The organism is Labrenzia sp. THAF35, assembly GCF_009363595.1.
GTDB classification, from domain to species: domain Bacteria; phylum Pseudomonadota; class Alphaproteobacteria; order Rhizobiales; family Stappiaceae; genus Roseibium; species Roseibium algicola.
This window is the reverse complement of sequence record NZ_CP045380.1, coordinates 570,157-594,691: the sequence shown is the minus strand read 5'-3', so window position 1 is coordinate 594,691 and position 24,535 is coordinate 570,157. Positions and strand designations below refer to the sequence as shown.

At 59.7% G+C, this 24,535-nt stretch carries 23 protein-coding genes; 14 read left to right on the top strand and 9 right to left on the bottom strand.

Annotation, left to right across the window (positions count from 1 at the left end; genetic code table 11):
- The first annotated feature begins 31 nt into the window (after positions 1 to 31).
- Positions 32 to 1,168 carry a DNA alkylation repair protein gene (locus FIU93_RS02760; RefSeq protein WP_152504772.1) on the top strand — a complete coding sequence of 379 codons (1,137 nt, stop codon included), beginning with the start codon at positions 32 to 34 and terminating at the stop codon, positions 1,166 to 1,168.
- 7 nt (positions 1,169 to 1,175) lie between these two features.
- Here FIU93_RS02760 and FIU93_RS02755 read toward each other — a convergent pair whose 3' ends face one another.
- Together FIU93_RS02755 and FIU93_RS02750 are read right to left on the bottom strand one after the other, a co-directional pair.
- Positions 1,176 to 2,363, bottom strand: a complete 1,188-nt coding sequence (locus FIU93_RS02755; RefSeq protein ID WP_209010271.1) for an MFS transporter — start codon at positions 2,361 to 2,363, stop codon at positions 1,176 to 1,178.
- Positions 2,353 to 2,712 (bottom strand): MmcQ/YjbR family DNA-binding protein, encoded by a 360-nt coding sequence (locus FIU93_RS02750; protein ID WP_055657337.1) that lies wholly within the window; start codon positions 2,710 to 2,712, stop codon positions 2,353 to 2,355. The genes FIU93_RS02755 and FIU93_RS02750 overlap by 11 nt, the downstream gene beginning before the upstream one ends.
- A gap of 167 nt (positions 2,713 to 2,879) precedes the next feature.
- Here FIU93_RS02750 and FIU93_RS02745 point away from each other — a divergent pair, with 167 nt between their 5' ends.
- The 5 genes from FIU93_RS02745 to FIU93_RS02725 all read left to right on the top strand — a co-directional run bounded on the left by FIU93_RS02745 (position 2,880) and on the right by FIU93_RS02725 (position 6,504).
- Positions 2,880 to 3,698 (top strand): RNA polymerase sigma factor, encoded by an 819-nt coding sequence (locus FIU93_RS02745; protein WP_077290932.1) that lies wholly within the window; start codon positions 2,880 to 2,882, stop codon positions 3,696 to 3,698.
- A 93-nt stretch (positions 3,699 to 3,791) separates the two neighbouring features.
- A complete protein-coding gene (locus FIU93_RS02740) occupies positions 3,792 to 4,280 on the top strand; it encodes a DUF4440 domain-containing protein (RefSeq protein WP_152504771.1) in 489 nt (162 codons plus the stop codon).
- A 457-nt stretch (positions 4,281 to 4,737) separates the two neighbouring features.
- Positions 4,738 to 5,598: a LysR family transcriptional regulator gene (locus tag FIU93_RS02735; RefSeq protein WP_152504770.1), complete on the top strand. Its 861-nt coding sequence runs from the start codon at positions 4,738 to 4,740 to the stop codon at positions 5,596 to 5,598.
- A 160-nt stretch (positions 5,599 to 5,758) separates the two neighbouring features.
- Positions 5,759 to 6,187: an Hsp20 family protein gene (locus tag FIU93_RS02730; protein ID WP_006934007.1), complete on the top strand. Its 429-nt coding sequence runs from the start codon at positions 5,759 to 5,761 to the stop codon at positions 6,185 to 6,187.
- A 32-nt stretch (positions 6,188 to 6,219) separates the two neighbouring features.
- On the top strand, positions 6,220 to 6,504 hold the full coding sequence (locus FIU93_RS02725; RefSeq protein ID WP_031268868.1) for a DUF1150 domain-containing protein: 285 nt from the start codon (positions 6,220 to 6,222) through the stop codon (positions 6,502 to 6,504).
- 234 nt (positions 6,505 to 6,738) lie between these two features.
- Here FIU93_RS02725 and FIU93_RS02720 read toward each other — a convergent pair whose 3' ends face one another.
- Positions 6,739 to 7,953, bottom strand: a complete 1,215-nt coding sequence (locus tag FIU93_RS02720; RefSeq protein ID WP_152504769.1) for an OpgC domain-containing protein — start codon at positions 7,951 to 7,953, stop codon at positions 6,739 to 6,741.
- Between the two features lie 109 nt (positions 7,954 to 8,062).
- The gene (locus FIU93_RS02715) at positions 8,063 to 9,448 is read right to left on the bottom strand and encodes a tetratricopeptide repeat protein (RefSeq protein ID WP_055657352.1); all 1,386 of its coding nucleotides are present in this window, start codon (positions 9,446 to 9,448) and stop codon (positions 8,063 to 8,065) included.
- Positions 9,449 to 9,691: 243 nt separating this feature from the next.
- On the opposite strand from FIU93_RS02715, the gene FIU93_RS02710 reads away from it, so the two are divergent.
- Both FIU93_RS02710 and FIU93_RS02705 read left to right on the top strand, forming a co-directional pair.
- Positions 9,692 to 10,843: a YeeE/YedE family protein gene (locus FIU93_RS02710; RefSeq protein WP_152504768.1), complete on the top strand. Its 1,152-nt coding sequence runs from the start codon at positions 9,692 to 9,694 to the stop codon at positions 10,841 to 10,843.
- 93 nt (positions 10,844 to 10,936) lie between these two features.
- Positions 10,937 to 11,416, top strand: coding sequence for a DUF302 domain-containing protein (locus FIU93_RS02705; protein WP_152504767.1), 480 nt, complete (start codon positions 10,937 to 10,939; stop codon positions 11,414 to 11,416).
- A 394-nt stretch (positions 11,417 to 11,810) separates the two neighbouring features.
- On the opposite strand, the gene FIU93_RS02700 is transcribed toward FIU93_RS02705, so the two are convergent.
- The gene (locus FIU93_RS02700) at positions 11,811 to 12,572 is read right to left on the bottom strand and encodes an SDR family oxidoreductase (protein ID WP_022999646.1); all 762 of its coding nucleotides are present in this window, start codon (positions 12,570 to 12,572) and stop codon (positions 11,811 to 11,813) included.
- A gap of 281 nt (positions 12,573 to 12,853) precedes the next feature.
- On the opposite strand from FIU93_RS02700, the gene FIU93_RS02695 reads away from it, so the two are divergent.
- The 4 genes from FIU93_RS02695 (at position 12,854) to FIU93_RS02680 (ending at position 17,942) form a co-directional block, all read left to right on the top strand.
- Positions 12,854 to 13,639 (top strand): ion channel, encoded by a 786-nt coding sequence (locus FIU93_RS02695; RefSeq protein WP_055659316.1) that lies wholly within the window; start codon positions 12,854 to 12,856, stop codon positions 13,637 to 13,639.
- Positions 13,640 to 13,762: 123 nt separating this feature from the next.
- Positions 13,763 to 14,629 carry a poly(3-hydroxybutyrate) depolymerase gene (locus tag FIU93_RS02690; protein ID WP_208984392.1) on the top strand — a complete coding sequence of 289 codons (867 nt, stop codon included), beginning with the start codon at positions 13,763 to 13,765 and terminating at the stop codon, positions 14,627 to 14,629.
- A gap of 407 nt (positions 14,630 to 15,036) precedes the next feature.
- A complete protein-coding gene (locus tag FIU93_RS02685; protein WP_152504766.1) occupies positions 15,037 to 16,329 on the top strand; it encodes a CoA transferase in 1,293 nt (430 codons plus the stop codon).
- Positions 16,326 to 17,942, top strand: coding sequence for a thiamine pyrophosphate-binding protein (locus FIU93_RS02680; protein WP_152504765.1), 1,617 nt, complete (start codon positions 16,326 to 16,328; stop codon positions 17,940 to 17,942). The genes FIU93_RS02685 and FIU93_RS02680 overlap by 4 nt, the downstream gene beginning before the upstream one ends.
- 43 nt (positions 17,943 to 17,985) lie before the next feature.
- On the opposite strand, the gene FIU93_RS02675 is transcribed toward FIU93_RS02680, so the two are convergent.
- Entirely contained in the window at positions 17,986 to 18,681 is a 696-nt protein-coding gene (locus FIU93_RS02675; RefSeq protein WP_152504764.1) for a DUF4336 domain-containing protein, read from the bottom strand.
- A gap of 50 nt (positions 18,682 to 18,731) precedes the next feature.
- Here FIU93_RS02675 and FIU93_RS02670 point away from each other — a divergent pair, with 50 nt between their 5' ends.
- Both FIU93_RS02670 and FIU93_RS02665 read left to right on the top strand, forming a co-directional pair.
- Positions 18,732 to 19,310, top strand: a complete 579-nt coding sequence (locus tag FIU93_RS02670) for a TetR/AcrR family transcriptional regulator (protein WP_077290921.1) — start codon at positions 18,732 to 18,734, stop codon at positions 19,308 to 19,310.
- A 210-nt stretch (positions 19,311 to 19,520) separates the two neighbouring features.
- A complete protein-coding gene (locus tag FIU93_RS02665) occupies positions 19,521 to 20,609 on the top strand; it encodes a cache domain-containing protein (RefSeq protein ID WP_022999653.1) in 1,089 nt (362 codons plus the stop codon).
- Between the two features lie 12 nt (positions 20,610 to 20,621).
- Here FIU93_RS02665 and FIU93_RS02660 read toward each other — a convergent pair whose 3' ends face one another.
- From FIU93_RS02660 to FIU93_RS31860, 3 genes are all read right to left on the bottom strand, one after another.
- A complete protein-coding gene (locus tag FIU93_RS02660) occupies positions 20,622 to 22,601 on the bottom strand; it encodes a cellulose synthase catalytic subunit (RefSeq protein WP_152504763.1) in 1,980 nt (659 codons plus the stop codon).
- Position 22,602: 1 nt separating this feature from the next.
- On the bottom strand, positions 22,603 to 23,796 hold the full coding sequence (locus tag FIU93_RS02655) for an HlyD family efflux transporter periplasmic adaptor subunit (RefSeq protein WP_152504762.1): 1,194 nt from the start codon (positions 23,794 to 23,796) through the stop codon (positions 22,603 to 22,605).
- A 354-nt stretch (positions 23,797 to 24,150) separates the two neighbouring features.
- Positions 24,151 to 24,513 carry a helix-turn-helix domain-containing protein gene (locus tag FIU93_RS31860; protein ID WP_152504761.1) on the bottom strand — a complete coding sequence of 121 codons (363 nt, stop codon included), beginning with the start codon at positions 24,511 to 24,513 and terminating at the stop codon, positions 24,151 to 24,153.
- Between the last annotated feature and the right edge of the window lie 22 nt (positions 24,514 to 24,535).

Genomic DNA, 24,535 nt, shown 5'->3' with positions numbered 1-24,535 from the left:
AACACCTCGAAACCGCTTCAGGGAGAAACCTTTGGAACCCTTCAAGAACAACATCTCACCGGATCTGGTGCGCTGCATCGGCAGCCATGTCGCGCAACATCATGCCGGCTTCGACCGGTTGGGCTTTGAAGCGGACATCCTGGAAGAGCTGGACAGCCTGGAACTCAAGCAGCGTGCCGCCCTGATCGCAAGGCATCTGGATCATCATCTGCCACGGGAACTGTCTGCCCGCTTTGCCATCATGCAGGCCATGCTGCATCCGATGACGGAAGTCGCCTTCGACAGGGGCAGCGACGAGCAGGGTATCCGAGGATGGGGCATGATGCCGCTCGGCATGGTCGTCGCGGCAAGTGGCCTGGAGGATTTCGAGGCTTCGTTCGTGCTGTTGAAGGAAATGACCAAGCGGGCGACGGCCGAATTCGACGTGCGCCACTTCCTGGCAAGGGACCAGGACCAGGCACTCGCCATCATGGCGCCCTGGGTGAAGGACGAGAGCGTCCATGTCCGCCGGCTGGTTTCCGAAGGAACCCGGCCGCGCCTGCCGTGGGGCATGCGGCTCCAGGCTCTGGTGGCAGACCCCGCACCCACTCTGCCGCTTCTGGAAGCCCTGAAGGACGACCCGGAGGACTATGTTCGCCGGTCGGTCGCCAATCACCTCAACGATATTGCCAAGGACCATCCTGAACTGGTGGCCGATATCGCGAAACGTTGGCTGAAGGGGGCGGACAGGAACCGTGAAAAATTCGTACGTCACGCCTGCCGGTCGCTGATCAAGCAGGGCCACACGGCAACGCTGGAAGCCTTCGGGCTCAATCCGCCGGAGATCCGGGTCGAAGGCCCGCAGGTCCTGACGGCCGAGGTTGCTTATGGAGACGCCGTCGGCTTCAACATCGAGCTGGTTTCGACCAGTAGTAAAACGCAGGATCTGGTGATCGACTACCTGATCCATTTCAAGAAGGCCAACGGCACGCTGGCGCCCAAGGTGTTCAAATGGACCAAGCTGACACTGGCTCCGGGGGAACGGCTGACCTTGTCCCGCAGCCACGCCATCCGGCCGATCACAACACGTGTCTACTACGGTGGCACGCAGGCGGTCAGCCTCCGGATTAACGGGAAGGATTTCGGATTTTCAGAGTTTGAGCTGGAAATGCCGACGGCAATGAACTGATCGCGGTTCAGGAAAGCCGCTTAAGCCTAAGCATCCCCAAAATCCCGAATGCAGGGCCTATGGCCATCAGCACAAACACGCCGGGCCAGCCGATCAGCTCAGCGCCAAGCGGCGTCAGTTGGACCGTAAAGAAGGTCAGCGCGAAGCCGAGGGCGGTCTGGAAGCTCATCAGGCTGCCGGCCTGGTCGGGCGGAGCGTAGTCGGCGACAAGGGCCGAAAACTGGGCCGAATCCGGCAGGATGGAGGCGCCCCAGATGAGGACGCACAGGATTGTCAGCCAGACGGGACCGCCGAAGGTGAGGGCCGAGGCGAGCGCGGCGGTGCCACTGATGACCATGGCGGCAATCGCGATGTTCGCCTTGCCGATGCGGTCGGCCATGATCCCCGCGACAACGCAGGCAGCACCACCCGCTGCAATGGTCAGAAACGCGATCAGGCGAGACAGCGGGATCGCGGTTTCTGCGGGCATATGGGCGGAGAAGGAAACGGCAAGGGCAACGCCGATCCAGGCCCACATGGCGTAAAGCTCCCACATGTGGCCGAGATAGCCTGCATAGGCGTAGCGGATCTTTGGGTTTGTCCACGCGGTGAAAATGGCCTTCATCTTCATGCGGGGCGCCTTGGCATGGAACGGCCCGAGGCCGGCAAAAAGGCACAGCACGCCTCCTGCAGCTGACGCAAGAGAGGCAACGCTCAGGCTCCAGCGCCAGTCGGTGCCTCCAAGCAAGGCCAGAAGATGAGGGGCGGCGGACCCGAAGGTGAGCGCGCCGACAAGCGTGCCGACCAGAAACCCGCGATCCTTCTGGCCCCAGCCGACGGCGATCTTCATGCCGACCGGATAGACGCCAGCCAGCAGGACGCCGGTTGCAAAACGCGCAAGGATAGAGGCCAGGCCACCCGGCTCGACCACCAGCAGGCTTGCGTTGAACAGGGCAGCGGTGATCGCGCTGAAGGCGAAGAACCGCCGAGGGTCGATCCTGTCGGCGAGGCCAAGAAAGGCCGACGCGACGGCGCCGAACACGAAGCCGATCTGGACGGCGCTGGAGAGAGCGGCCTGGGCAAAGTCGGATATGGGAAATTCACGGGTCAGATCGGGCAGGATCGCTGCGGACATGAACCACAGGCTCATGGCGGCGATCTCGGCCAGCATCAGCAGGCCGAGTGATCGCCATTTGCCCGCCATCTCACCCGGCAAGACCCAGTTCCTTCTGCTGCTTCCTGGTCAGCTTGGCCGCGATGATCTTGTGCGCGGCTTCGATATAGGCCTTCAGGTCCGCATCGGACAGCGCGCCTTCTTCTTCCATCTGCACCCATTTGGCACGGGCAAGATAAGGCGCGGGGATCATTCCTTCCTGCTGGGTGAGCAGGGAATAGGAAATATCGGAGCATTTGAAGCTGAACCGCGGAAAATCGCCTTCGCCCCAACCAGAACAGATGGCGAAGATCTTGCCGCCAACCTTCCAGACCGATGCATTGCCCCATTGGATCACATGCGTGGTTGCCGGAAGCTTTTTGCAGAAGGCGTCAAACTCGTCGCGGGTCATTGGCGTGCTCGTAAAGTCGTGGGACCGGAAACGGGGTCCGTCGGCAGGAGCGGCAGAGTGGCTTTTCCAGCTGAATCACGCAAGCTGCATCGCAATGAAAAAAACGTGTCACACATTCCAGCCCCGCGCTCTCTAACATTACGAGTCACCAAGAGACGGAACACGACATGACGGCAATCAGCGTAAAAACGGAAACGGTCCAGGCAGCCCAGGAAGGTGACAGGATTGCTCTGGAACGGGTTCTGGAGGGCGTACAGGACCAGATCCATCATCTGGCCCGCCGCATTCTGGTCAATCCGGAAGATGCACGCGAGGCGACGCAGGAAATTCTCATCCTGATCCTGACCAAACTTTCAACCTTCAAGGGCGAGAGCCGGTTTTCGACCTGGGTTTACCGCGTGGCCGTTCGCTATCTGGTGAGCGCCAAGAAGGTTCGCGACCGGGATCTCGGACTGACATTCGATGCCTTTGCCGCCGATCTGGAAGACGGCCTGGTGTCGGAACCGCCCAAGGCGCCGGACGATGTGCTTCTGCTGAATGAACTCAGGATTTCCTGCACCATGGCCATGCTGCTTTGTCTGACCATGGACCTGAGACTGGCCTATGTGCTGGGCGATATCCTGGAACTGGAACACGGCGAAGCTTCCAGCATTCTGGAAATTGCTCCTGCGGCCTACCGCAAGCGGTTGTCGCGGGCACGGGAAGAAGTGATGGCGTTTACCTCGCGCCACTGCGGCATCGTTTCGGCAAAGGCGAAATGCATTTGTCCGAAGCGGCTTCCTGCAGCCGTCGCTTCCGGCAGAATTCAACCCGGATCCTATCCCAATTCCGCCGGAGGGGCGCAAACCTATCACGACGCCCGGCGGCAGGTCGCATCGGTGATCGACGGTCTGAAGGCCTTTGAACTTCAGAATGCGGTTCCCCGGCAACGTTGCCCTGAAGACATCCGCGTTCAGCTGACCGAGATCCTGTCCCCCGGTCACTGACGCAACCAGACCCGCCAGTAATCGCACAATGCATCAACCAGCCCGGCAACGGGCGGGACTGGCACCGCCTTGCCGATCGAAAGGAAGACCTTCGTGACCCAGTTGAAACACCTCGCAGCCATGGCGGCCACCGTTGCCGTCGTCACCTTTTCCCAACCCAGCCTCGCAGAAGGAACGAAAGACATGAGCCCGGAACAACAGAACGTCATCACCCTTATCGAAAAAATGACGACCTCCTTTGAAAAGGGAGACATCGATACGGTGATGCAGACCTATGAACCAAGCCAGAGCATTTCGTTCGAACCCGGAAACCCGGTGTCCGACAGCACCCTGGCGCGCGAACTGTTTCACCAGTTCCGCTCCGTTTCGCCGAAATTCACCTATTCCGGCCACGAAGTGATCGTGGAAGGCGATCTTGCTGTCCACATCGCACCCTGGACGATGACCGGCACCGATCCGGAAGGAAAACCGGTGGCCGGCGAAGGCCTTTCCATCGCCGTGTTGCGGCGGCAGCCCGATGGCAGCTGGAAGATGGTGATCGACAATCCTTATGGCAGCCGCCTGATCCCGGTCGCGAACTGAGCCGCGTCAGGTAGCCGGTACTGCCGGAGAAACGGTGACACGGGCCTGGCCGGCGCAACCGCGATCTGTTGCGCGCTTGCCAGGCGGGTCGCCGCAAGGGGCCTCGGAGATACTCCGGGGCCTCTTCCGTCTGTGGGGGTGACCAAAGCACATCCTCAGGAATCTCATCACGGCCAGCCGACGACGTTTACGGGCCAGCCTCTTTCCGAGTTTGAGCAGCCGGACATGTTCCGGGATCTGCTGCGGCCAGAATTCCGCATGATGCGGATAGAGCGATCTGACAGGATCGTCCCAGGCGGGCAGGCGGCTGACACAGTGTTTTTTTCGCAATGGCAAGGAATAGGGAATGAGCATATGCTGCTCCCTTCAATTTTGATTTTGTTGAAGAGGTATTTGCAGATAGTCTCACGAGACGCGCCTATTCCCATGTTTTCTAATTGAAAACGAGATTTCAAAAATGAAACGAAATATCGATTGGGAAGATCTTCGACTGTTCCTGGCTGTCGCGAAAGCAGGCGGCCTTGCCGGAGCGGCTGACAAGACCGGCGTCAGTTCCGCAACGCTCGGTCGCCGGGTTGCCGCTCTGGAGAAAAGCCTCGACGTTCGACTTGTGGAGCGCGAGGCGCGAGGTTACCAGCTGACCGCTGCCGCACATGATCTCCTGCGCTACCTGGAAGACATGGACCAGACTGCCCGCAGCATCGATGCGTGGAAAGAAGGAGAAGGCCTGCGCCGGAGGATCCGGATATCGGCGGGTGACTGGACCGCGCGGCTGCTCATCGACAACCTGTCGTCCTTCTGGACCCCTGACGCCGGCTGGCTGCCGGAAATCCTTGCGGATCTCAGAAACCGGGACATAGCCCGCCGGCAGATCGATATCGGTATCCGCAACAGCCGGCCCAAACAGGCCTGGTTGGCAGGACAGAAGGTTGGAAAGGTCCAATATGCCGCCTATCAGGCTGCAAAGGTTGCAAAGGGTGCAGAGCTTGGTTGGGTCGGGCTGGTGGAAGACGATGCCCATTCGCCGACGGGCCTCTGGTTGAAGGAGAACCATGGCACTGATGCGGTAATCACCGTCAACAAGGCCTCGCTTGCTCTTTCACTCGTTCGCAAGGGCAATGCCAGCATGCTGTTGCCGACCTTTGTCGGCGATGCCTATCCCGATCTGATGCGCATCGAAGGCCCGTTCGACACCATGGAAACCGAGCGGTGGCTGGTCATGCATCAGGACGAGCGTCATGAACCAACAGTTCGCCAGGCCGTATCCGCTCTGACGAAGTTCTTGAAACAGAACCCGATTTTGTCTTCGTTCTCCTGAATAATTCACAGAACAGTGAAAGCAAAAATGGGTGAAAGCCTGGCTCCTTGAATCAATTTTAACGAAGCTCCATATTTAATCATGAAAGGAACCGGTTGGTTCCGGTCCGGATGCCTTGAAAGGGTCCGGGCGCAAGGTCGCTTCGACAAGGACTTTGAGGATGTCACGCATGTCAGCGTTTTCTAGCCCGTTCATGCTCGGGTTCGACGATATCGAGCGTGTGCTCGATCGCGTCTCCAAGGCCGCCAACGACGGTTATCCGCCCTATAACATCGAGAGACTTCCGAAAACAGAAGATCAAGGCGATGTCATTCGGATCACCCTGGCGGTGGCAGGGTTCACACGAGAGCAGCTTGAAGTCTCGGTAGAAGAGAGTCAGCTGGTCATCCGGGGTCGTCAGGTAGACGACAAGACCCGGCAGTATCTGCATCGCGGCATTGCCGCCCGTCAGTTCCAGCGGGCCTTTGTCCTGGCCGAGGGGATCGAGATCCTCGGAGCCGACTTGAAAGATGGGCTCCTGTCCATCGACCTGGCACGCCCGGAACCGGAGCGTGTCATCAGAAAAATAGAAATCTCCAGCGGCGAATGAACGCTCGTCGGCCAACATATGGAGAATGACTGATGCAAAACCCCAATAGCCCGTCATGGGCAGACCGCACGCTACTTTCCGAATTCATGTCGGTCGATGAACTGACCGAACTGGGCACCGGAGATGTCGCCTATATCAAGCCGATCAAGGCTCGGGATCTGAAGGAAATGTTTCCGGATGTCCCGCCGCTGCACGACAACATGACGCTTTACGCGCTTCTCAATGCGGACGGTACGCCGATCCTGCTGGCAGACAGCCGCGAAGCTGCCGTTGCCAATGCCTTTGAAGCAGAACTGGAAATGGCGTCACTGCACTGACGTCAACTGACAAGACTGCAAAACGAATGCGACACCGGCCATCTGGCCGGTGTTTTTGTTTTTGCGGCCCTGTATTGAGCTGGGCCGGGTCTCATTGCTTCACAGGTGAGTGCTTCCAAATGGTGAAGCTCGGGGCCTTTGGTTATCGAATGAAGGTATTCCCCACAAACGAAACGCCCGCAGAAGCAGGACTTCTGCGGGCGCTCTTGTGTCGGGCAGGAGGCCGGCGCCAGATCAGGTGAGGGCCGGTTCCCGGGTTTCGGCCTTTGCCTTGGCAGCAGGTTCACCGCCATCTGCCGGAGGTGTCTTCGGTCGTTCGGACGGTCCGGTGGAGGTGGTCGCAGGCGGTTTGCGCCAGGGCTGGCTCTTGTACCAGCCAGCCACATAGGCAACGGCAATCAGCGCCAGGAAACCGAGCAGGTTCGACAGGATCTGCGGAAGCCATTCGCCGCGGCCCCAGACCATGTCGCGCAGGATGCCCGCAGCCTGGGCAATGACCAGGCTTGCCATGAACACGGGCAGTGACTGCTGTCCGACCTTCTGGACAACACGCACGAAGCGGCCCCAGATCTCGCCATGGCCGAGCAGGCGTCTGCCGTGCTCACCTGCGGCAACCCAGGCCAGATAGGCAAGGGCAAGGAAGTGCAGGTAGCGGAACAGGCCGAATTCCGTCTTGATCCAGAGCGGCTTGATGATCTCGCGGATTTCGCGGGCCCAGACCAGGTTCAGGTGATTTTCCTGATAGGCGCGGAAGTAGGCGAAGGGAACCGTGGCGACAAGCACCACCGCGCAAAGCACGATCAACGTCTTGCTGACGGGAGGTGCCGGTATCCAACCGCGCATGAACGCAAAGCCGGTGAAGAACAGCATTTGCCAGGCGAAGGGATTGAAGAACCATTCCCGGTCCGACCAGGGCTCGGCCGGCAGGCTCAGAAGGTCGAACTGGGCAGCCAGCCACAGGCCGATCGACAATGCGAAAGCGCCCGGCACGGAATAGCGGGCGACAAGCATGATCGCCGGGATCAGCGACAGGATCACCACATACATCGGCAGAATGTCGAAGTAGTTTGGCACCCAGGTCATCGTCAGCAAGCCGGGCAGGGCCATTTCGGCGTTGTCATAGAGATGCAGGAGGTTGAGCGAGGCGACATAATTTTCTTCCAGGCCGCAGCACTCAGCCAGGTAACCGCTGTTCTGAAGCATGACAAGGCCGACGGCGAGGACCAGGAACTGGCCGATATGCGCCCAGTATACCTGCCACATGCGGTGCAGGATGCGTGCTGCCCCCATGCCCCAGCCATGAACGTCGAAGATCTTGCCGAAGGCGAGCGCGGAGGCCATGCCCGAACAGAAGACGAAGATTTCGGTGGCATCGGAAAACCCGAACCGGGCGGGAATCCAGAGCGTCCACCAGTTCCAGGGCAGGTGGGCAACGTAGATAATGAACATTCCAAGGCCGCGGAAGAAATCTAGCCTCGGATCGCGTGGGCGTTTCGTTTGTGTGTGAGCGTTCACGTTGGGTCCAGAGATAATTGGTCAGTCGAGAGCCGGCAGTGGGTCAGACCGAGCCGGTAGCCCTGAGTTTTTGGTCTTCCATCACTCGGTGGGCGCGGTGCATTTTGTCGCATATTTCAAGACGTTGTTCGGCGAATCTGTCCAGTGCACCGCGTTTGTGCGTCCGGCTGTTGAGCAGACGTTCCGCATCTTCCGGCATGCCTGCCCGCAGGGCTGCATCGATTGTGATTCGCTCGAAGACATCGCGCTGAGCGTGCGAGCCGCCGACCATGTATAGATTGTCTCTCGCCGAGTCCAGCAGGGCAAAGGCGGAGGCATAATTGCCTTTCCGGTACTGTTCCAGGCCGAGGCCGGTCGGCAGTCCGGTTTCCGCGGTGATCCGGCCAAGATCCGTTTCGGTTTGCGCCCGTTCTTTCAGTCCGGTCAGCAACCGCTCGGCACCCATGCGGCGGCCACCGTTCAATAGGGCCAGCAGGTAATGCAGGTCGGCGAAGACATTGCAGCCGTCTTCGGCGCGCTTGTCGGACAAAAGCGCCAGCTCGTCCCAGCGAGGGCCGGTATCGACCCCTTCAAGCTCCAGGCGAACAAGCAGCGAGGCCGCATTGGAAATGTCCCGGTAGTCGTCGGTCTTGTCCTTGCGGATGTCGGTGTCATAGAGCGCAAGTGCCTTGTCGGCCTGGCCCTGGTCCAGATACATCAACGCCAGGTGCCACCAAACGTGATAGCCGAAGTTGTTGCAGTGGGCCCAGCCTTCCGGCTGTGTTTCCAGCCAGCCGGCCCCTTCTTCGGAGCGACCGGTCATGTCGTGCACATGGGCGACGGCGTGAAGGCCCCAGGCATCATCGCGGGCAAATTCCAGTCCCTTGCGGCCGGCAGCTTCTGCCAGGCGGTAGTCGCCGGTTTCTTCCAGAGAAAACGCCCGGCAGCCAAGCATGTAGCCATAGGCCGGGTGGGTTTCGCCATAGGCCGCATGCACCCGCTCGATCGACTGGCGCATGCCCGTGGCATCGCCCAGCACGAAGCGGATCGCGTGAACCAGTTTCATGATCAGGGCATCTTCGGGAACCGTTACCAGCACGGTATCCAGAAGGTCGGCAGATCTTGTGGGATATCCCTGCAACCAGGACCCGAGGGCGTCGACAACGGCAAGTTCGCGTGCCGTGACCGGCGTATGCTGGACCGAGGTTCTGGCAATCGCCAGGCATTCCTGTGCCGTCGCGGTCAGTTCCTTTCGCCCAAGCAGCAGGCAGAAAATCCCGCGTGCTGCATGCCCAAGCGCGAAGTCCGGCGCCAGGGCGAGGCATGTCTCGAGATGTTGGGGAGTAGTCCTGCCATGCGCCAGAAAGGCTTTCACGGTCTCGTTCCAGGCGGTCAAGGCTTCCTTGTCCGACAGGGTAAGCTCATATCCGAATTGATCAGTTAGACGCATAACAGGCCTTTTTGTTTCTCATTCCGGTCCTCTGAAACCGGGTCCCGCCAACTGCGGCTGTAAATGGCCGGATGGCTGAATATTCCTATCCAAAATCCGCAGGCGGCACTTGAACTGCAAAACACAAAAAGGTGTTGGCAATGTGTAGGTGAAGAAAAGATACCTTCGTTGCGAAATTAAGGCGGGAAGTGCAAGTCTTCGTATCGGGGTTTTGAAGTCGGATCTGCGCGGGAGCAGGAACACATGGCCTTGGCCATCGGGAAAACTCAAGCAGCCGTTGTCGCCATTGCGGGCGGCCTTCTGGCCATGGTCGCACTGGGGGCCTATGGCGAAGCGGGTCCGCGCCAGGCAGTGGCGGTCCTGATCGGCGGTCTCGCAGGCCTGTCGCTCTATCATGCAAGCTTTGGCTTCACGGCCGCATGGCGACGGATCGTGACCGAAAAACGCGGCGGGGGGCTCAGGGCGCAATTCGTTCTCATTCTTCTGACCAGTGCGGTTTCCTTTCCCCTGATTGCCTGGGGGCATGTGCTTGGCTGGCCCACGGGCGGCTTCGTCTTTCCCTTCGGGGTGGCGGCTGCCTTCGGTGCCTTCCTGTTCGGTCTCGGCATGCAACTCGGCGGCGGCTGTGGATCCGGCACGCTGTTTACCGCCGGTGGCGGTTCCACCCGCATGATGATCACCCTGGCGTGCTTTGTCCTCGGGTCAGTGGCTGCCACCGCGCATCTGCATCTCTGGGGCCGCTTGCCCAAATTGCCGCCGATGTCCCTCATCCGGGAATTCGGTCCGCATGGCGCTTTTCTTCTGACCGCGCTCATCCTCGGCCTGTTGGCAATTGCAACCATCATCATAGAGCGGCGCGCTCATGGCTCGATTGCCCAACCGAAGCCGACAGTTTCGTTTCTCAGCGGTCCCTGGTCCCCCATGCTGGGTGCAGTGATGCTGGCGATCGTCGGCATTGCCACATTCGTGGTGATTGGACGCCCCTGGGGCATCACCTCTGCCTTTGCGCTTTGGGGCGGCAAGCTCTTTCACGCGGCAGGCGTGCCGGTGGACAGCTGGCCCTACTGGACCTGGCAGCGCGGAGCTTTGGAAAACCCCGTGCTGCGCGACACGACCTCCGTCATGGACTTCGGCATCATTCTGGGTGCAATGGCGGCAGCGGGCCTCGCCGGACGCTTTGCTCCGGTCTGGCGTCTGAACCGCCGCGACGTGCTGACGGCAATCGTGGGCGGGTTGATGATGGGCTACGGCGCCCGCCTGGCGTATGGCTGCAATATCGGTGCTTACCTGGGCGGTCTGGCGTCGGGCTCGCTGCACGGCTGGCTGTGGCTGGTCTTTGGCTTCCTCGGCAGTCTTGCCGGAACCCGCGTGCGCTTGCGGCTTGGCATGGACTGAAGACGTCCTGAAGCACACCGCATTGTGACGCGTTCGTGAGGCAGGCCCCGCTAGAGTGCGCGGCATTGCAACATCGCCTGCGGGAGAAAGAAGATGCGTCTGTTTGCCCTGGTTGTCGTCACAAGCCTGTTTGCCGTCGGATTGGCCAGAGCGGACAGCCTGACCGATCGCGAAGGCTGGCAGGTCCTGCCCACGACCAAAAGTTACCCTGCGCTGTTTGATGATCTCAAAAGCGCGATCGAGGGAGAAGGCATGTTGCTGGTAACCCAGGCCAGTGCCTCGGACGGTGCGAAGGGCAGGGGAATTACCATTCCCGGCAACCGCATCATTGGCGTCTATCGCAATGATTATGCCGTCCGGATGCTGGAAGCCTCCGTTGCCGCGGGTATCGAAGCACCGATCCGGTTCTATGTCACCGAAAACACCGATGGCACCGCAACGCTTTCCTGGAAAACGCCCGGTTTTGTCTTCGCACCCTACATGGACGAGGGCGGCCCGGCCCTGCAAGAACTTGCAAGGGAACTCGATCAGGTCTTCACCTCTATCGCCGACAAGGCTGTTGCCGCACAGTGACAGTCCTGTGAATTGCGTAATCGATTGGCAACCACGCCTTGTTTTTGGGCTTGTGAAACTGTCTGGGCGACCCCACACTCTTAGTGTGTTCAACAACTGAAAGGAGGTGTGCCCATGTCTAATGAGTATCGGTGCGTGGCCCAAGTGTCTGGGCGGAATCGAACGGTGCTGGAGCAGCCTCTGGTAGTGAGAGATTTCGCTGGGATCTGATCCGGGACTTGTGTCACGTCGATCTCATGGGAGGGCCGCTAGCGCGGCCCTCTTTTGTTTTTGAAGCCTCGTTGGCCTGTTGAGGGCCTACCTCGTTCCATATTTCAGACGGTCATCCCGGACGCAGCGCAGCGGAGATCCGGGATCTTGGGGGCTGGACAGCCGACCAGAGTGCTGACGGAACTCAGATCAGGCCGACAGACTTGCGTACATCCTCGTCGCGCAGCGAGCAATCCACACCACGGTAGGCATCGCCCGCGGGCGTGCATAGCCAGCAGATGGCTTCACCGACCCAACTGGCCGGAATATGCACCGACGGATCCAGCTGGCTGACCGGGTTCAGTCCGGAGGCCTTGATATCGACCTGCATCTGCGTTGCGACCGTGCCCGGGCTGAGGCCGACGATACGCAGGCCCTTGTCACCGAATTCCTTGTCCGCACAGCGGGTGAGGGAAAGCGCAGCCGCCTTGGAAGCACAGTAATGGCTCCAGCCTTCCAGCGCACTGACCGCAGCTCCCGAGCTGATGTTGACAACGGTACCGGCGCCCTTGGCCAGCATATGCGGCGCCACGGCACGCAGGCCGTAGTAGACGCCCTTCACATTGATATCGATGACCTTGCCCCACTCCGCCGGATCACTGTCCTCGATCCGGGAGATCGGTTCGATCACGCCGGCATTGTTCACCAGGATGTCGAGGCCACCATAGGTGTCGATGGCCGTCTGTACTGCCTTGACCACCTCGTCATAATCCGCGACGTCGCAAACGACTGCCGTCGCATCGCGGCCTTCCGCGCGGATTTCGCCGGCGATGCGTTCGATATCCGTGCCGGAGCGTGCCGCCAGAAGGACCTTGGCACCATATTTCGCCAAGCTGCGGGCGGCAGCTTCTCCAATGCCTCGGCTCGCGCCTGTCACCAGGGCAACTTGTCCCGACAAATCAAACATGTAACGTTCCCGTTCTGGATGGGCCTTTACGGCCTCTGGACCTGCCGGTATTCGCGGACGTTTGCACAAACGCCGGAATGCGGGCGGGTTCTGACAAAGGTTCGAGCGTCCTGCATTCAGCGGAATTCAGGAGGCTCTGGTTGATCGACAGCGGACATTAGTGCGGTCGGCCGTGAGAATAAACAGCTTGTTTGCAACAGCATCGTGCGGCATCTGCACGAATGATCCAGCCAGCGCACACAGCGTATGCCGGTCAGTTCGCAAGGAAACAGGGGAAGCCGATGGCGGACACGAAGCGGAGTTTGCAGACGATCCTGCGCCAGCTCTATTTTGGCGACACGGTCGGGTCGCGGGCCTTCCGGTATGCGCTTTTGCTGTTCGACCTGGTCACCATCGGCTATTTCATCGTCTCGTCGATGATCGACAAGGACCGCATCCATCATGAGCTGGATTATGCGATCGCCGCGGTTCTTGCGCTCGACTATGTTGCACGTCTGATCGCCGAAAGACGGCGGACCAAATACGTCTTCAGCTTCACATCGCTTGCTGATCTTGTGGTGATCGTCTCTCTGGTCGCTCCGGCCTTCTTCGAGAATTTCGCCTTCTTGCGCGTTGTGCGCATGTTGCGGCTGATGCGCTCCTATCACCTGCTGAAGGAGCTGCGCCAGGCGTCGAAGTGGTTCCGCCGCAACGAGGAGATTTTTCAGTCGGGCATCAACCTGATCGTCTTCATTTTTGTCGTCACGGCCCTCGTCTTCGTGGTCGAGAACGACCGCAACGCCAACATCAACAACTATCTCGACGCGCTCTATTTCACCGTAACCACGCTGACGACAACCGGTTTCGGCGACATCACCATGACCGACAGCGTCGGCCGGCTGATGACGGTGGTGATCATGATCTTCGGCGTCGCCCTGTTCCTGCGACTGGTGCAGACGATCTTCCGCCCGGCAAAGGTCAATCTGTCGTGCCCCGATTGCGGTCTCAACAGGCACGATCCGGATGCGGTGCACTGCAAGCATTGTGGCCGAATTCTCAATATTCCGACTGAAGGCACGTGGGACTAGCCACCTTGCAGGCTTTAAGCCCTCTCGCCGATTTGTGAAGACGAACCGCTGGACAAACGCCGTCCGGGAGCCATCCTTACCGGCGGAGCGGGGCAATGGTTTTTACCGTGCAAGGAGCACTTCATGTCATTGGCGACAGTTACCGGTTTTTCCAGACGCCTCGGCCTGCTGGCGGGCGCCGTGGTTCTGGCTCTGGGCGCATTCGGCGCACCATCGCACGCGGCAGGCACCGCAGCCTGCGGCGAGGAAAAACCCTGCGACGTCACGAACGGCGAATATTTCATCCACCTGCCGGAGAACCGGCCGGTCGACAAGCCTCTGGGTGCAATCTTCTTCCTGCATGGCCATCGCGGCAAGGCGATCAACGAGATCCGCAACCAGAGCTTCCGCAAGATGGCGGACGATCTGGGTGTTGCCTTCGTTGCGGTTCAGGGCATGAACGGCACCTGGTCTTTCCCGACAGCGCCGCGCAACCTACGGAACGAACCGGCGTTCTTCGACAGCGTCCTTCAGGATCTGTCCGACCGCTTCGGCATCGACCGAAGCCGCACCATGCTGTCCGGCTTTTCCTCCGGCGGTTTCATGACCTGGTACATGGCCTGCGAGGATTCCGGCATGTTTGCAGGATATGCACCGATCGCGGGCGCCTTCTGGGAACCTTTGCCGCAGTCCTGCGTGACGGAGACCCCCTATCTCTTCCACGTGCATGGCACGTCGGACACGGTTGTGCCGCTCGAGGGACGCTGGCTTGGCGGGGGCAAGTGGAAACAGGGGGACGTATTCAAGAGTTTCGACGTCTGGCGCCGCAAGGACGGTCTCTCTGAAACCGCGCCGAAGACCCATACCGAAGGCAACCTCACCTGTGAAACCTGGCAGCCGAAACACGGCTTCCTGGAGCTTTGCCTCCACGACGGTGGCCACAGCGTGAGCGCCAGCTGGATCAAACGCGCCTGGAACGAGCTTGCCGAGATGAAGGGCTGGACGACCTAGGCAAGAACGAGGCGTGCGCTGAGCCCAGTTGGATTTCAAGGCATGACGATCTGGATGGGGGCACCAAAGATGGTTGGATATTCATAGGGTTGGAAACTGACCTGCCGCAAGAAAACCCTCTCCGTCGTCCTCCCGGGCGAGCACCGCGAGACCCGGGGTCTGCTCGTTTCCAGTGCATCAATTGTCTCGCAACCGCTTCTCCTGGCACTTAGGTGTGTTGATCCTGACACTCCCTTTGCCCGGTCTGGGCCATTCCTCTGCCTGCCAGACGTTCTTTTCCGAACGCCCTTCCTTCCCGTTTTCTAACGAGAAAGTGAGCCGGCTTGTCCGGGGGGCTGATGCTGGCTTGTTGACGGCGCCCATCAGCCTGTGGCCTTTACCGGGAAACGTCATTTTGAAGGTGAGCCTTGTCCCAGCCCCCTCCTGCCGCATCCGGCGCCTTGTCCGGCCTTGTTGTCCTCGACCTTTCCCGCATTCTCGCCGGACCGACCTGCACCCAGATCCTGGGCGATCTCGGTGCGGAGGTGATCAAGATCGAACGGCCGGGCCGGGGGGACGACACGCGCGGTTGGGGACCGCCCTTCCTGAAAGATGGTGAGGGCAGGGAGACCGGCGAAAGCGCCTACTACCTTTCCTCCAATCGCAACAAGGCGTCCGTCGCCATTGATCTCGCCAGCCCCGAAGGGCAGCGGTTGATTGCCGATCTGGCGGCAAAGGCCGACATCCTGGTGGAGAACTTCAAGGTCGGTGACCTGAAGCGACGTGGGCTTGACTATGACACGCTGAAGGTCCGCAACCCGCGCCTGATATACTGTTCCATAACCGGCTTCGGACAAACCGGCCCCTACGCGCAGCGGGCAGGATATGATTTCCTGATCCAGGGCATGGGCGGGATCATGTCGCTGACGGGCTTTGCGGATGAGGACGGCGGTACGGAAACCAAATGCGGCGTCGGCATCGCCGACGTCATGTGCGGGATGTATGCGACCGTCTCCATCCTCGCTGCACTCAACCACCGCAACAGCACCGGAGAAGGTCAGTCCATCGACATCTCGCTGCTGGATGCCCAGGTCTCCTGGCTGATCAACCAGGGTGTGGCCTATCTTACCTCCGGCAAGGTGCCGGGCCGCCTCGGCAACGGCCATCCCACCATCGTGCCCTACGAGACGTTTCCGGCAAGCGACCAGTCCTTCATTCTGGCGGTTGGCAATGACAGCCAGTTCGGCAAGTTCTGCAAGGTTGCCGGTGCGCCGGAACTGGCCGAAGATCCGCGTTATGCCAAAAATGCCGACCGGGTGCGCAACCGTGCGGAGCTGGTCCCGAAGATCCGCCGTCTGACAATCGAGAAGGCCGCGGCAGAGTGGATTGCCGAGCTTGAAGCTGAAGGCGTTCCCTGCGGCCCGGTGAACGATCTGGAACAGGTTTTTGCCGATCCGCAGGTGCTGGCGCGCCAGATGCGGATCACCCTGCCGCATCCGCTTGGCGGCGAAGTCGACCTGATAGGCTCGCCCATCAACCTGGAAAAGACGCCGGTTGCCTACCGCAGCGCGCCACCGCTTGTGGGAGCGGATACTGCGGATGTTCTGACCCGTCTGCTCGGACTTGGTGCAGACGCCCTTTCCGATCTTGCCGGCAGAGGCATTCTCGACCTCGGCCCAACCCCGCCAGACACGGCGACTGAAGGACACAGCAGCAAATGACCACCGGTGCGGATATCATCGCAGGCAAACTTCACGCGGCAGGCTGCCGTCACGCCTTCGGCATTCCGGGCGGCGAGGTGCTAGCCCTCATGCAGGCGCTGGACGAGGCGGGCCTCAACTTCGTGCTGGTGAAGCACGAGAATGCGGGTGGCTTCATGGCCGAAGGCGGCTGGCATGCCGACGGCGCGCCAGGCGTGCTTCTGGCAACGCTTGGGCCGGGAGCGGCCAATGCGGTCAACGTGGTTGCCAATGCCTGGCAGGACCGGGTACCGCTGATCTTCCTCACCGGGTGTGTCGACCAGGGAGAGGCCGAAAGCTACACCCACCAGGTGTTCGATCATCAACAGTTGCTGCGGCCCATCGTCAAGGCCAGCTTCTCTGCTCGCCTGGGCGCTCTGGACGTGATGATGGAAAAGGCGCTGGCCATTGCGCTCGACGGCCAGCCTGGCCCGGTGCACATCGACGTACCGATCCGTGTTGCCGAGGGGGACACACAGGAAGCCTGGAGCCGTGTGTTCCAGTCTTCACCGGCCGCAACCGCGCCGGTGCCCGGCCCGGATCTCGACACTGCACTGGACCTTTTCAGAAAGGCCGAACGGCCGATTGCGATCGCCGGTGTCGATGCCGTCAACGAGGCAGCTTCGGCTGCAATTTCCGAATTCTGCGAAGCGTTTCAAATCCCCCTTGTCACCAGCTACAAGGGCAAGGGCCTGCTTGACGAAAACAATCCGCTTGCCCTTGGCGGAGCCGGCCTCTCACCCAAGGCCGATGGCCTGCTGCTGCCGCTCATCAACAAGAGCGATTGCATTCTGCTGCTCGGTTACGATCCCATCGAGATGCGCATCAACTGGCGCAATCCGTGGGATGCCGACGCGCCTGTGGTCGACATCACCCCGGTGCTGCGCACCCATGGCATGCACAGTGTACGGTCAACGCTGCGCAGCGCAGTGCAGCCGGCGCTTGATCTATTGGGCGCCGCGCGCCAGCCGGCAAAGTCCTCCTGGCCGGAAGGCGAACCCGCCGCCGTCCGGGCCGAGCTGGACAAGGCCTTCGCACCAGAAGCGTCCGGCTGGGGCCCGGGCACGGTCTTCCACACGCTGCGCGCGGCCTTGCCGGCCGACACGGTGGCAACTGCCGACAGCGGTGCTCACCGCATTCTTGTCAGCCAGATCTGGCGCTGTCCGATGCCTCGTCAGATGCTGCAGTCTTCCGCGCTCTGCACCATGGGCTGCGCCGTGCCGCTGGCCATGGGCCATCGCGTGGTTGAAGGGGCGTCCCCTGTGATTGCCTTTGTTGGCGACGCAGGTCTGGAAATGTGCCTCGGTGAACTTTCCACCCTGCGTGACCTCAAGATCCCCGTCATCATCTGTGTGCTGGTCGACACAAGCCTGTCGCTGATCGAGTTGAAACAGCGCTCCAGCCAGCGCCCGAATGTGGGTGTGGATTTCGGCGAAACGGATTTCCCGGCCGTCGCCAGAGCCTATGGCGGCCACGGTGTGTGGGTGGAGGACGCAAAGACCTTGCACCGTGAGGCCGAGGACGCGCTCGCCCGCGAAGGTTTCACCCTGCTGGCCTGCCGGATTGAGCGGCGGGCATATGATGGGACGTTTTAGAGAGGGCTAGACCCAGCTGAGTTTTGCGCAATGTCTCTGGACGTCACGATTTGATCAGCCAGCGGAAGGCATCCTTGAGAAAGGCCTGGCCGTTTTCGGACACCGGGGTGCCGTGCGCGATCAGAACCCTCTTGCTGGGCCAGTCCAAGATTTGCCGCACGGCAAACCGGGCGGCATCCCGGTTCGTGAAAGCGAGCCGGAATTTCCGTGGAACGGAAGGCGTTTGCCTTGTCATCAGGTCGAGGCGGGCAACCAGGGCACGCCATCCCTTGAACCAGCCCGGTGAAAACTGTTGCAGCAGATCCGCGAAGATAGCCGTGCCGCTGGCCCGGTGGAACAATACGGCTTCGCTGGTAATCCGGTTTCCTTGAACCACCACGACATCAATCTCTGCCTGCCAGCCGGGCACCGTGATGCCAGCGAGTTCGCCAGCGAAGACAAGGTCAGGTCGCTTTTTTCGAAGACCCGGTGGTGCGAGAATTTCGGCGTCGGGATAGGCCTGCTGCCATTCGGCAAGGAAGGTGTCATGCAGACTGTTCGGCGGAACGATATAGCGGACCGTGCCGAGCGCATCGACGGCAGAACCGAACTCCGGAGAAAAGGCAACGGGCGACCAGACGACTAACCCTTCGTTGGAAAGGCGGATGATCGCCATGCGCGTGGGATAGTGAAATCCGGCAGCGGCCCTCACTGTCGGGCCTTCCGCAATCCAGATTTCCGGTCCGAATTCCTTGAGCATCGCCTGGCTCCATTATTTACACGAGTATAAAATTACACTAGAGTATAAAAATGACAAGTCTGAAACGCACCGAGCGCTCGCGCGCACTCATCCTCGATGCTGCGGAAATCGCGTTTCGCGAACTTGGGTTCGAAGGGGCTACGGTTCATGTGATTGCCGAGCGCGCAGGGCTGACGCGCAAGACCGTCTATAATCTCTTCGGGTCGAAGGAAGACATTGCTCTCAGCCTCATAGCGCGGGTGGAAGCCCGGGACACAGACTATCGTGACCGCATGGCCGAGGGGCAGCATGCGGTAACGTTGCTCGAAGCGGTGCTGATAGACAGTGCCCATTGGTGCATGGCCAACCCCGCAGTGGCGCGGCTTGCACTGGTGCCGGTTCAAAGACCTTCCCTCGAGCCACCGTCAGACCGCCCCTCGTTTCAGGGGCTCGTGCGGGACATCCTGGCTCTCGGCCAGGCCCAGGGGCTGATCCGCAAGGATGAAGGACCGGAATTCATGGCCCTGATCGTACTGGGTGTCTATGGACAGGCCATGCTGAACGGTTTGCAGGCTGGCGTGGTTCCAGAGGCAGACATTCGCAAGATTGTGCGTCTTGTGGTGGAGGGCATTGGCGGAGTGACTGCCTGATGCATCCATGTGTAGCGACGCTGCCATTATTACCTAGTTCGCCAGCCTCCACGACGGGGCGAATTTTAATCAGCCTGGTAAGAAACCCTTAACCATCGAGCCTGAAACCGCCTCCCAAGCATTGTTACCCACTATCGGTGGTCGTGGGTGTCACACAATTTCCCCTATTCGCTGTGTCTGATTCACTTTCTGCGGGATGAGGAGTGATTGATGACGGAGAAGCGTGCCAGAACTGGCTACCCCTCTTTGGTGGTGGCCATATGTGGTTTTGTTGCACTTGGAGGTGTGATCGCGGTGCTCAGTGCCTGGTCGTTCGTCGGCCAGCGGCTGAAGGAAAGCCGCGACGCTGCACTTGCGGAAGCCGTCTCGGTCAGGGCCAGGGGTGTAGGGCTGGATTTTGCCCGGGAACTCCACCAGGATTGGCGCAATCTTCGGCTTGTTGCGGTTGAGATGACAGGGCGCGGCGAGCCTGCCGTCAGAACAGCATTGGATCTGATCGTCGCCGAAAAGGAGCGTATCTCCTGGGCCGGTCTTGCGTCGGTCGATGGAAAGGTCCTGACGGCCTCGTCCGGCATGCTGGAAGGCGCCGATGTTTCTTCTCGTCCGTGGTTCACGAATGGACTTGGAGGAGATTTCGCCGGGGATGTTCATCCGGCCGTTCTTCTGGCGGAGCTGCTGCCACCCATTGGAAACGAGCCTCGCCGCTTTCTCGATATGGCAACGCCTGTAACGGATGAATTCGGGTCGGTCGAAGGGGTGTTGGCCTTCCATATCAATCACCACTGGGTCGAGCAGTATCTGACTGAAACCGCCCATTCCATGGGGCTGGATGTCTATGTGATCGACCGGACAGGGAACATTGTTGCACGAACAGATGGCCTATCCGAACCGATCGACAAGCTGCAGAGTTTTCGGTCCGCAATGACCGGTGCCCGGCAAACCGGGGTGGAGAAATGGCCGGACGGTGCAACTTACTTCACGACAGTGATCCCGGTGCTCGGCTATGCGGATCTGCCCGCATTCGGCTGGAGCATGATCGCGCGCATCAATAACACTGCGCACCCCATCGGCGAATTTACGAGCCTTTTCATCGTCTACTTCGTGACCCTCGGCATCGTCCTTGCCGCTCTTACGGCCTTGTTCATCCTGATTTTCGTTCGGCCTTTTCGCAAACTTGCAAAAACCGCCAGGGCTGTCATGCGCGGTGAGGACATCTACCCCTATGAAGCAAGGACCACGGCGGAAGCGAGCGTGCTGAGTGCTGCTGTCGCGCGGTTACAAAACAAGATGCAGCCGTAAGATCTTGTGCTGTCAGCGTTGTGGCGCTGACAGTCTTTGCGCAAGGTCGCCAAGCAACGCGCGGTAACGGGTTTTGGTTACGCCAGGGGCTTCTCCCGTTGTGTAGAAGCGGCGTAGCAGGGCTTCATGCTGTTCCGGTTGCGGCTCCAGCAGAAGGCGGGCGCCGTCGTCGTCCGGCATCGTCACGATGGCATTGACGATGCCAACGCCGTCGATTTCGATCCGGACCGGGGTATCGTCGTGTATGGCCGCACCTCGGATCCTGACGGAGTTCTGCGTCAATCCCACGATCCAGACCCGGGTTCTGCCAGTGTCTGAATGAAGAATGGCCCGTTCGGGTTTGTCCTGGAAATGGATCTCGCGCCTGGGAAGCTCCACGCAGACAATCATCGTCACGCCAAGGACAATTAGGTTGTAGAACGTCCAGAACATGATCACGAGCTTGCCATCGCCTGCGTCATTATACGCAAAGTGGTCGGAGATGATGCCGAGCAGCAAGCCGATAATGGTCAGCAGGAAGAACGTGCCGAAGAGGCCAATCAAGCGCCACTGAACGACCACCCGGCTTCTGTCGCCGCCTTTTGCGGTCACCGAGAAGGGATGTCCCTTCGGAAAGAACAGTCCCGTAAAGGCGGCCCTGGTAATCGGCACTGCGCCGAGCAGCTGGCTGATGTCGTTGACGATCGGAACGACCAGGCCTCCGGACACAAAGTTCAAGGTGATCAGGATCCAGAGGTAATAGGTGCCGAAATAGCGCAGCACTTCCTGCAAGGTCGCATCGACGACCATGATGTTGAAGTACCAGTAGAGCAGCGGGTAGACGAGGATTGCGATCCGGAACGGAAAGTTCGTCGTCCAGTAAAGCACGCTGTCGATCACGCTCCATCGGTCGGCAAGCCCCAAGCGATTGTCGGAAAAGGGGCCGAACCGGCTGCGGGCGATCTGCATCATGCCGAGACACCATCTGGCGCGCTGGCTGATGTATTCCTTGAGACCTTCCGGTGCGAGGCCCTCGGAAAGGGCTTCATTCAGGTAGACCGTGTTGTAACCGGCGTCCTTCAGGCAAAGCGTCAGAAGGAAATCCTCTGTAATGCTTTCCGTCGAAAACCATCCGATCTTCTGAAGCGCGTTCCAGCGGATGACGGAAGAAGTTCCGCAACAAAAGGCAATGCCCCAGGCATCACGCGACGGCTGCAGGTAGTCGAAGAAAAAGCGCTGTTCGTCCGGATAGGACCGGCTGAGGCCGAGATTGTGCTGGATCGGATCCGAGTTGAAGAAATGTTGCGGCGTTTGAACCAGTCCAACCTTTTCATCCTTGAGAAGAGCGACCGTTCTTTTCAGAAAATTGCTGTGTGGAACGAAGTCTGCATCGAGGACGGCAATGTAACTGGGCGCTGTATCTTCTTCGGCCATTTGGCGAAGCGCATGGTTCATGTTGCCTGCCTTGGCCCCTGTGTTTTCAGGCCGGCTGACGTAGGTAACCCCTTGCGCAACACAATAGTCCTTCAGCCAGTCACGCCTGCTGTCATCAAGCACATGGACGCTGAAATCCGGATAATCGAGGGCAAGTGCTCCAACGATCGTCCGTTCCAGAACGTCCCGCTCTTCGTTGTAGGTGGGAATGAGAACGGCCACCTTTGGAGCGGGCTCCGGTTCCCACCAGTCTTGCTGCCGGTCTGCCTCCTGCTTGCGGTCGCGGTGCCTCGACAGGATAAGAAATGCACTGAGCGAGGACAGGCACGCTGCGCATTCGATCGCGAAGAAGGACCAGCTTGCGAGGCAGTCGAAGGTCAGGTCCAGCGGTGCGAGCGTGTAGGCGGCGCGCCAATACAGATATCGCGCTGTCAGCACGGCGCAGACTGCAAAGAGCAGGGCCCTGTGCCAGGTTTTTTCCCGGGACAGAAGCAAAGGAACAAGCATTCCAAGCGCCAGCACAAGGTTGAGCTGCACGATGCTGGAAACGGTGTCGCTTAGGTAAAGGACCGGGAACATCTCAGAGCCAGAGGGTGCGCAGGAAATCGAGAGGTCTTGCTTCGAAGAAAACCCGGCCCGTCCTTCCGATCGCACAGGCGAGTGCCGGATCTTCGCGGATTGCGGGTACGACAAGCGTCACGTCGAAGCGCTGCAGGTGTCTTTCGCTGGGCGCAACGGCAAGGTTTCGGTAAATCGTCTCTGCCCCGGAACCTGCCAGACGCGTGATTGTACCCTCCAGAACCTTCTGGTCGTTGCTCACGCGAAACTTGGCAAGGTCTCCGATCTTGAGGCGGTTATAGACGGATTCAGCGACACTCAAGGTGATGATCGTGGAGGTGCAATTCACAAGGCGCATCAATGGTTCGCCTCGTTCAACCGTCTCGCCGTTTGCCGTCAGCACTTCCCAAACGGTTCCGTCGACGTTCGAAATGAGTTTCGAGGAGGCCAGCCGGTTCACTCTCAGCCGCTCGACATTGATGCGATTGTCCAAGGCCTTTGCCTTTTCCATTTCCGCATTGAGCAAGGCCTGGTTTTCGGACTGGTCCAGTGTCAGTTCCGAAATGCGTTGTTCGGAGTAGGGAGCATCATTGTAACCATCGCCCAGAAACGTTCCGTCTTGAGCCGCCTGCAGTTCGATCTCGACAACGGCCGCCCGTTGGCGTGCACTTTCCAGATCCTGCGCTGCAACCCTTTGCGTCGCTCTGATCCGCTCGAAGGAGGCTGAAGCCTCCAGGCCGCGATCTGTCAGCTGTTTAGAGCGCTGGAAAGCTGCCTCCGCCTCATCCCCCCTGGCTTCGGCGGCACCGATTTCGAAGGTCAAGGCACGCAGCTCCGCTTGAAGCTGCAGGATCCGCTGCTGCTGATAGCGCTCCGATCTCGCCTGCAAATCACTGACGGACTGTTCAATCGCGGCTATCACGGTCGACAGCCGGTCAACCTCGGCTGTCGCAAACGCCTTTTCGCGGATCATGTCGTTGAGGTAGATGTTGTCGACAAGGGGATCATCGATCGACCCCAGTTGTTCACCCTCTGCTACAGACGATCCGAGCAGCCGGTGCTCCAGCGTCAGTTGTCCGGCTGTCGGCGCCCGTACCGTTGTGAGCCTTGCATTGATAACCGCATCTGCGCTGGTGCCTGACAACTGCTCCCCTGCAATCACAAACCCCGCGGCGACGATGACCAGGCCTGCAAGCAACAATCTCAGAATCCGCATCTGACCTCTCAAATGAGTCTGTCGAGAATGAATGCCCCCAGCGCAAACTCCCGCATCGCGTGAAGCGTGTAAAGGGAGCTTCTTTGCATTAGTTAATATCCCGGGCCTGTGGAAAGAATACCAATCTATTCAAGCGACAAGGAGGCTTCGGCGAATTCGATCAAAGGTTGTAGAGGGAGGGAAATCGAAGCATTCCTGCATCCCGTGGCGCATGAGCGAGGCACGTCCTGATCCCGAAGGACAGTTTTGCAGATCCTTCAAGCCGACCTGACTTCACAGGTTTTCTGGCAATTGCAGCGGTTTAAGACGCAAGGCAATTCAAGCGTCAATTCATTGAGTATCGACTTCTTGTAATCAGCCCGCCCGTGCGGCGTTCCAATCCGCAAGGTGCCGCAGGATTGGCACCAGGGCGAGGCCATCGCGTGTCAATGAATAACCGGTTGCAACATGTGCCGATCGGGACACCAACCCATCTTTTTCAAGTTCGCGCATTGCTCGAACGAGCACTCGACGGCTTGCAAATTCTAGGCGGCGCTGAATGTCCGGTAGGCCGCTATCCTTCTCGGACAGCACAATCAGGATCGACGCTTTCCACTGTCCGCTCACGGTCTGGAGGCCGGCTGCAAGATCACACCATCCGTGGAGGTTCCCTCGGTTTCGCTCCTGGATCGTCGACCAGGTCCGGCGGGCTGTGTCAAAATTGTCAGACTGGTCCATGCGCGGGAAACTCCGATAGGTG

Excerpts from the sequence above, each read along its gene's own strand:
- FIU93_RS02705 (WP_152504767.1), top strand. The coding sequence starts at position 10,937 with ATGCGTCTGTTTGCCCTGGTTGTCGTCACAAGCCTGTTTGCCGTCGGA.
- FIU93_RS02655 (WP_152504762.1), bottom strand. The coding sequence starts at position 23,796 with ATGCGGATTCTGAGATTGTTGCTTGCAGGCCTGGTCATCGTCGCCGCG.
- FIU93_RS02675 (WP_152504764.1), bottom strand. The coding sequence starts at position 18,681 with ATGCTCAAGGAATTCGGACCGGAAATCTGGATTGCGGAAGGCCCGACA.
- FIU93_RS02670 (WP_077290921.1), top strand. The coding sequence starts at position 18,732 with ATGACAAGTCTGAAACGCACCGAGCGCTCGCGCGCACTCATCCTCGAT.
- FIU93_RS02730 (WP_006934007.1), top strand. The coding sequence starts at position 5,759 with ATGTCACGCATGTCAGCGTTTTCTAGCCCGTTCATGCTCGGGTTCGAC.
- FIU93_RS02695 (WP_055659316.1), top strand. The coding sequence starts at position 12,854 with ATGGCGGACACGAAGCGGAGTTTGCAGACGATCCTGCGCCAGCTCTAT.
- FIU93_RS02700 (WP_022999646.1), bottom strand. The coding sequence starts at position 12,572 with ATGTTTGATTTGTCGGGACAAGTTGCCCTGGTGACAGGCGCGAGCCGA.
- FIU93_RS02660 (WP_152504763.1), bottom strand. The coding sequence starts at position 22,601 with ATGTTCCCGGTCCTTTACCTAAGCGACACCGTTTCCAGCATCGTGCAG.
- FIU93_RS02710 (WP_152504768.1), top strand. The coding sequence starts at position 9,692 with ATGGCCTTGGCCATCGGGAAAACTCAAGCAGCCGTTGTCGCCATTGCG.
- FIU93_RS02680 (WP_152504765.1), top strand. The coding sequence starts at position 16,326 with ATGACCACCGGTGCGGATATCATCGCAGGCAAACTTCACGCGGCAGGC.
- FIU93_RS02720 (WP_152504769.1), bottom strand. The coding sequence starts at position 7,953 with ATGTTCATTATCTACGTTGCCCACCTGCCCTGGAACTGGTGGACGCTC.
- FIU93_RS02750 (WP_055657337.1), bottom strand. The coding sequence starts at position 2,712 with ATGACCCGCGACGAGTTTGACGCCTTCTGCAAAAAGCTTCCGGCAACC.
- FIU93_RS31860 (WP_152504761.1), bottom strand. The coding sequence starts at position 24,513 with ATGGACCAGTCTGACAATTTTGACACAGCCCGCCGGACCTGGTCGACG.
- FIU93_RS02690 (WP_208984392.1), top strand. The coding sequence starts at position 13,763 with ATGTCATTGGCGACAGTTACCGGTTTTTCCAGACGCCTCGGCCTGCTG.
- FIU93_RS02665 (WP_022999653.1), top strand. The coding sequence starts at position 19,521 with ATGACGGAGAAGCGTGCCAGAACTGGCTACCCCTCTTTGGTGGTGGCC.
- FIU93_RS02735 (WP_152504770.1), top strand. The coding sequence starts at position 4,738 with ATGAAACGAAATATCGATTGGGAAGATCTTCGACTGTTCCTGGCTGTC.
- FIU93_RS02745 (WP_077290932.1), top strand. The coding sequence starts at position 2,880 with ATGACGGCAATCAGCGTAAAAACGGAAACGGTCCAGGCAGCCCAGGAA.
- FIU93_RS02715 (WP_055657352.1), bottom strand. The coding sequence starts at position 9,448 with ATGCGTCTAACTGATCAATTCGGATATGAGCTTACCCTGTCGGACAAG.
- FIU93_RS02725 (WP_031268868.1), top strand. The coding sequence starts at position 6,220 with ATGCAAAACCCCAATAGCCCGTCATGGGCAGACCGCACGCTACTTTCC.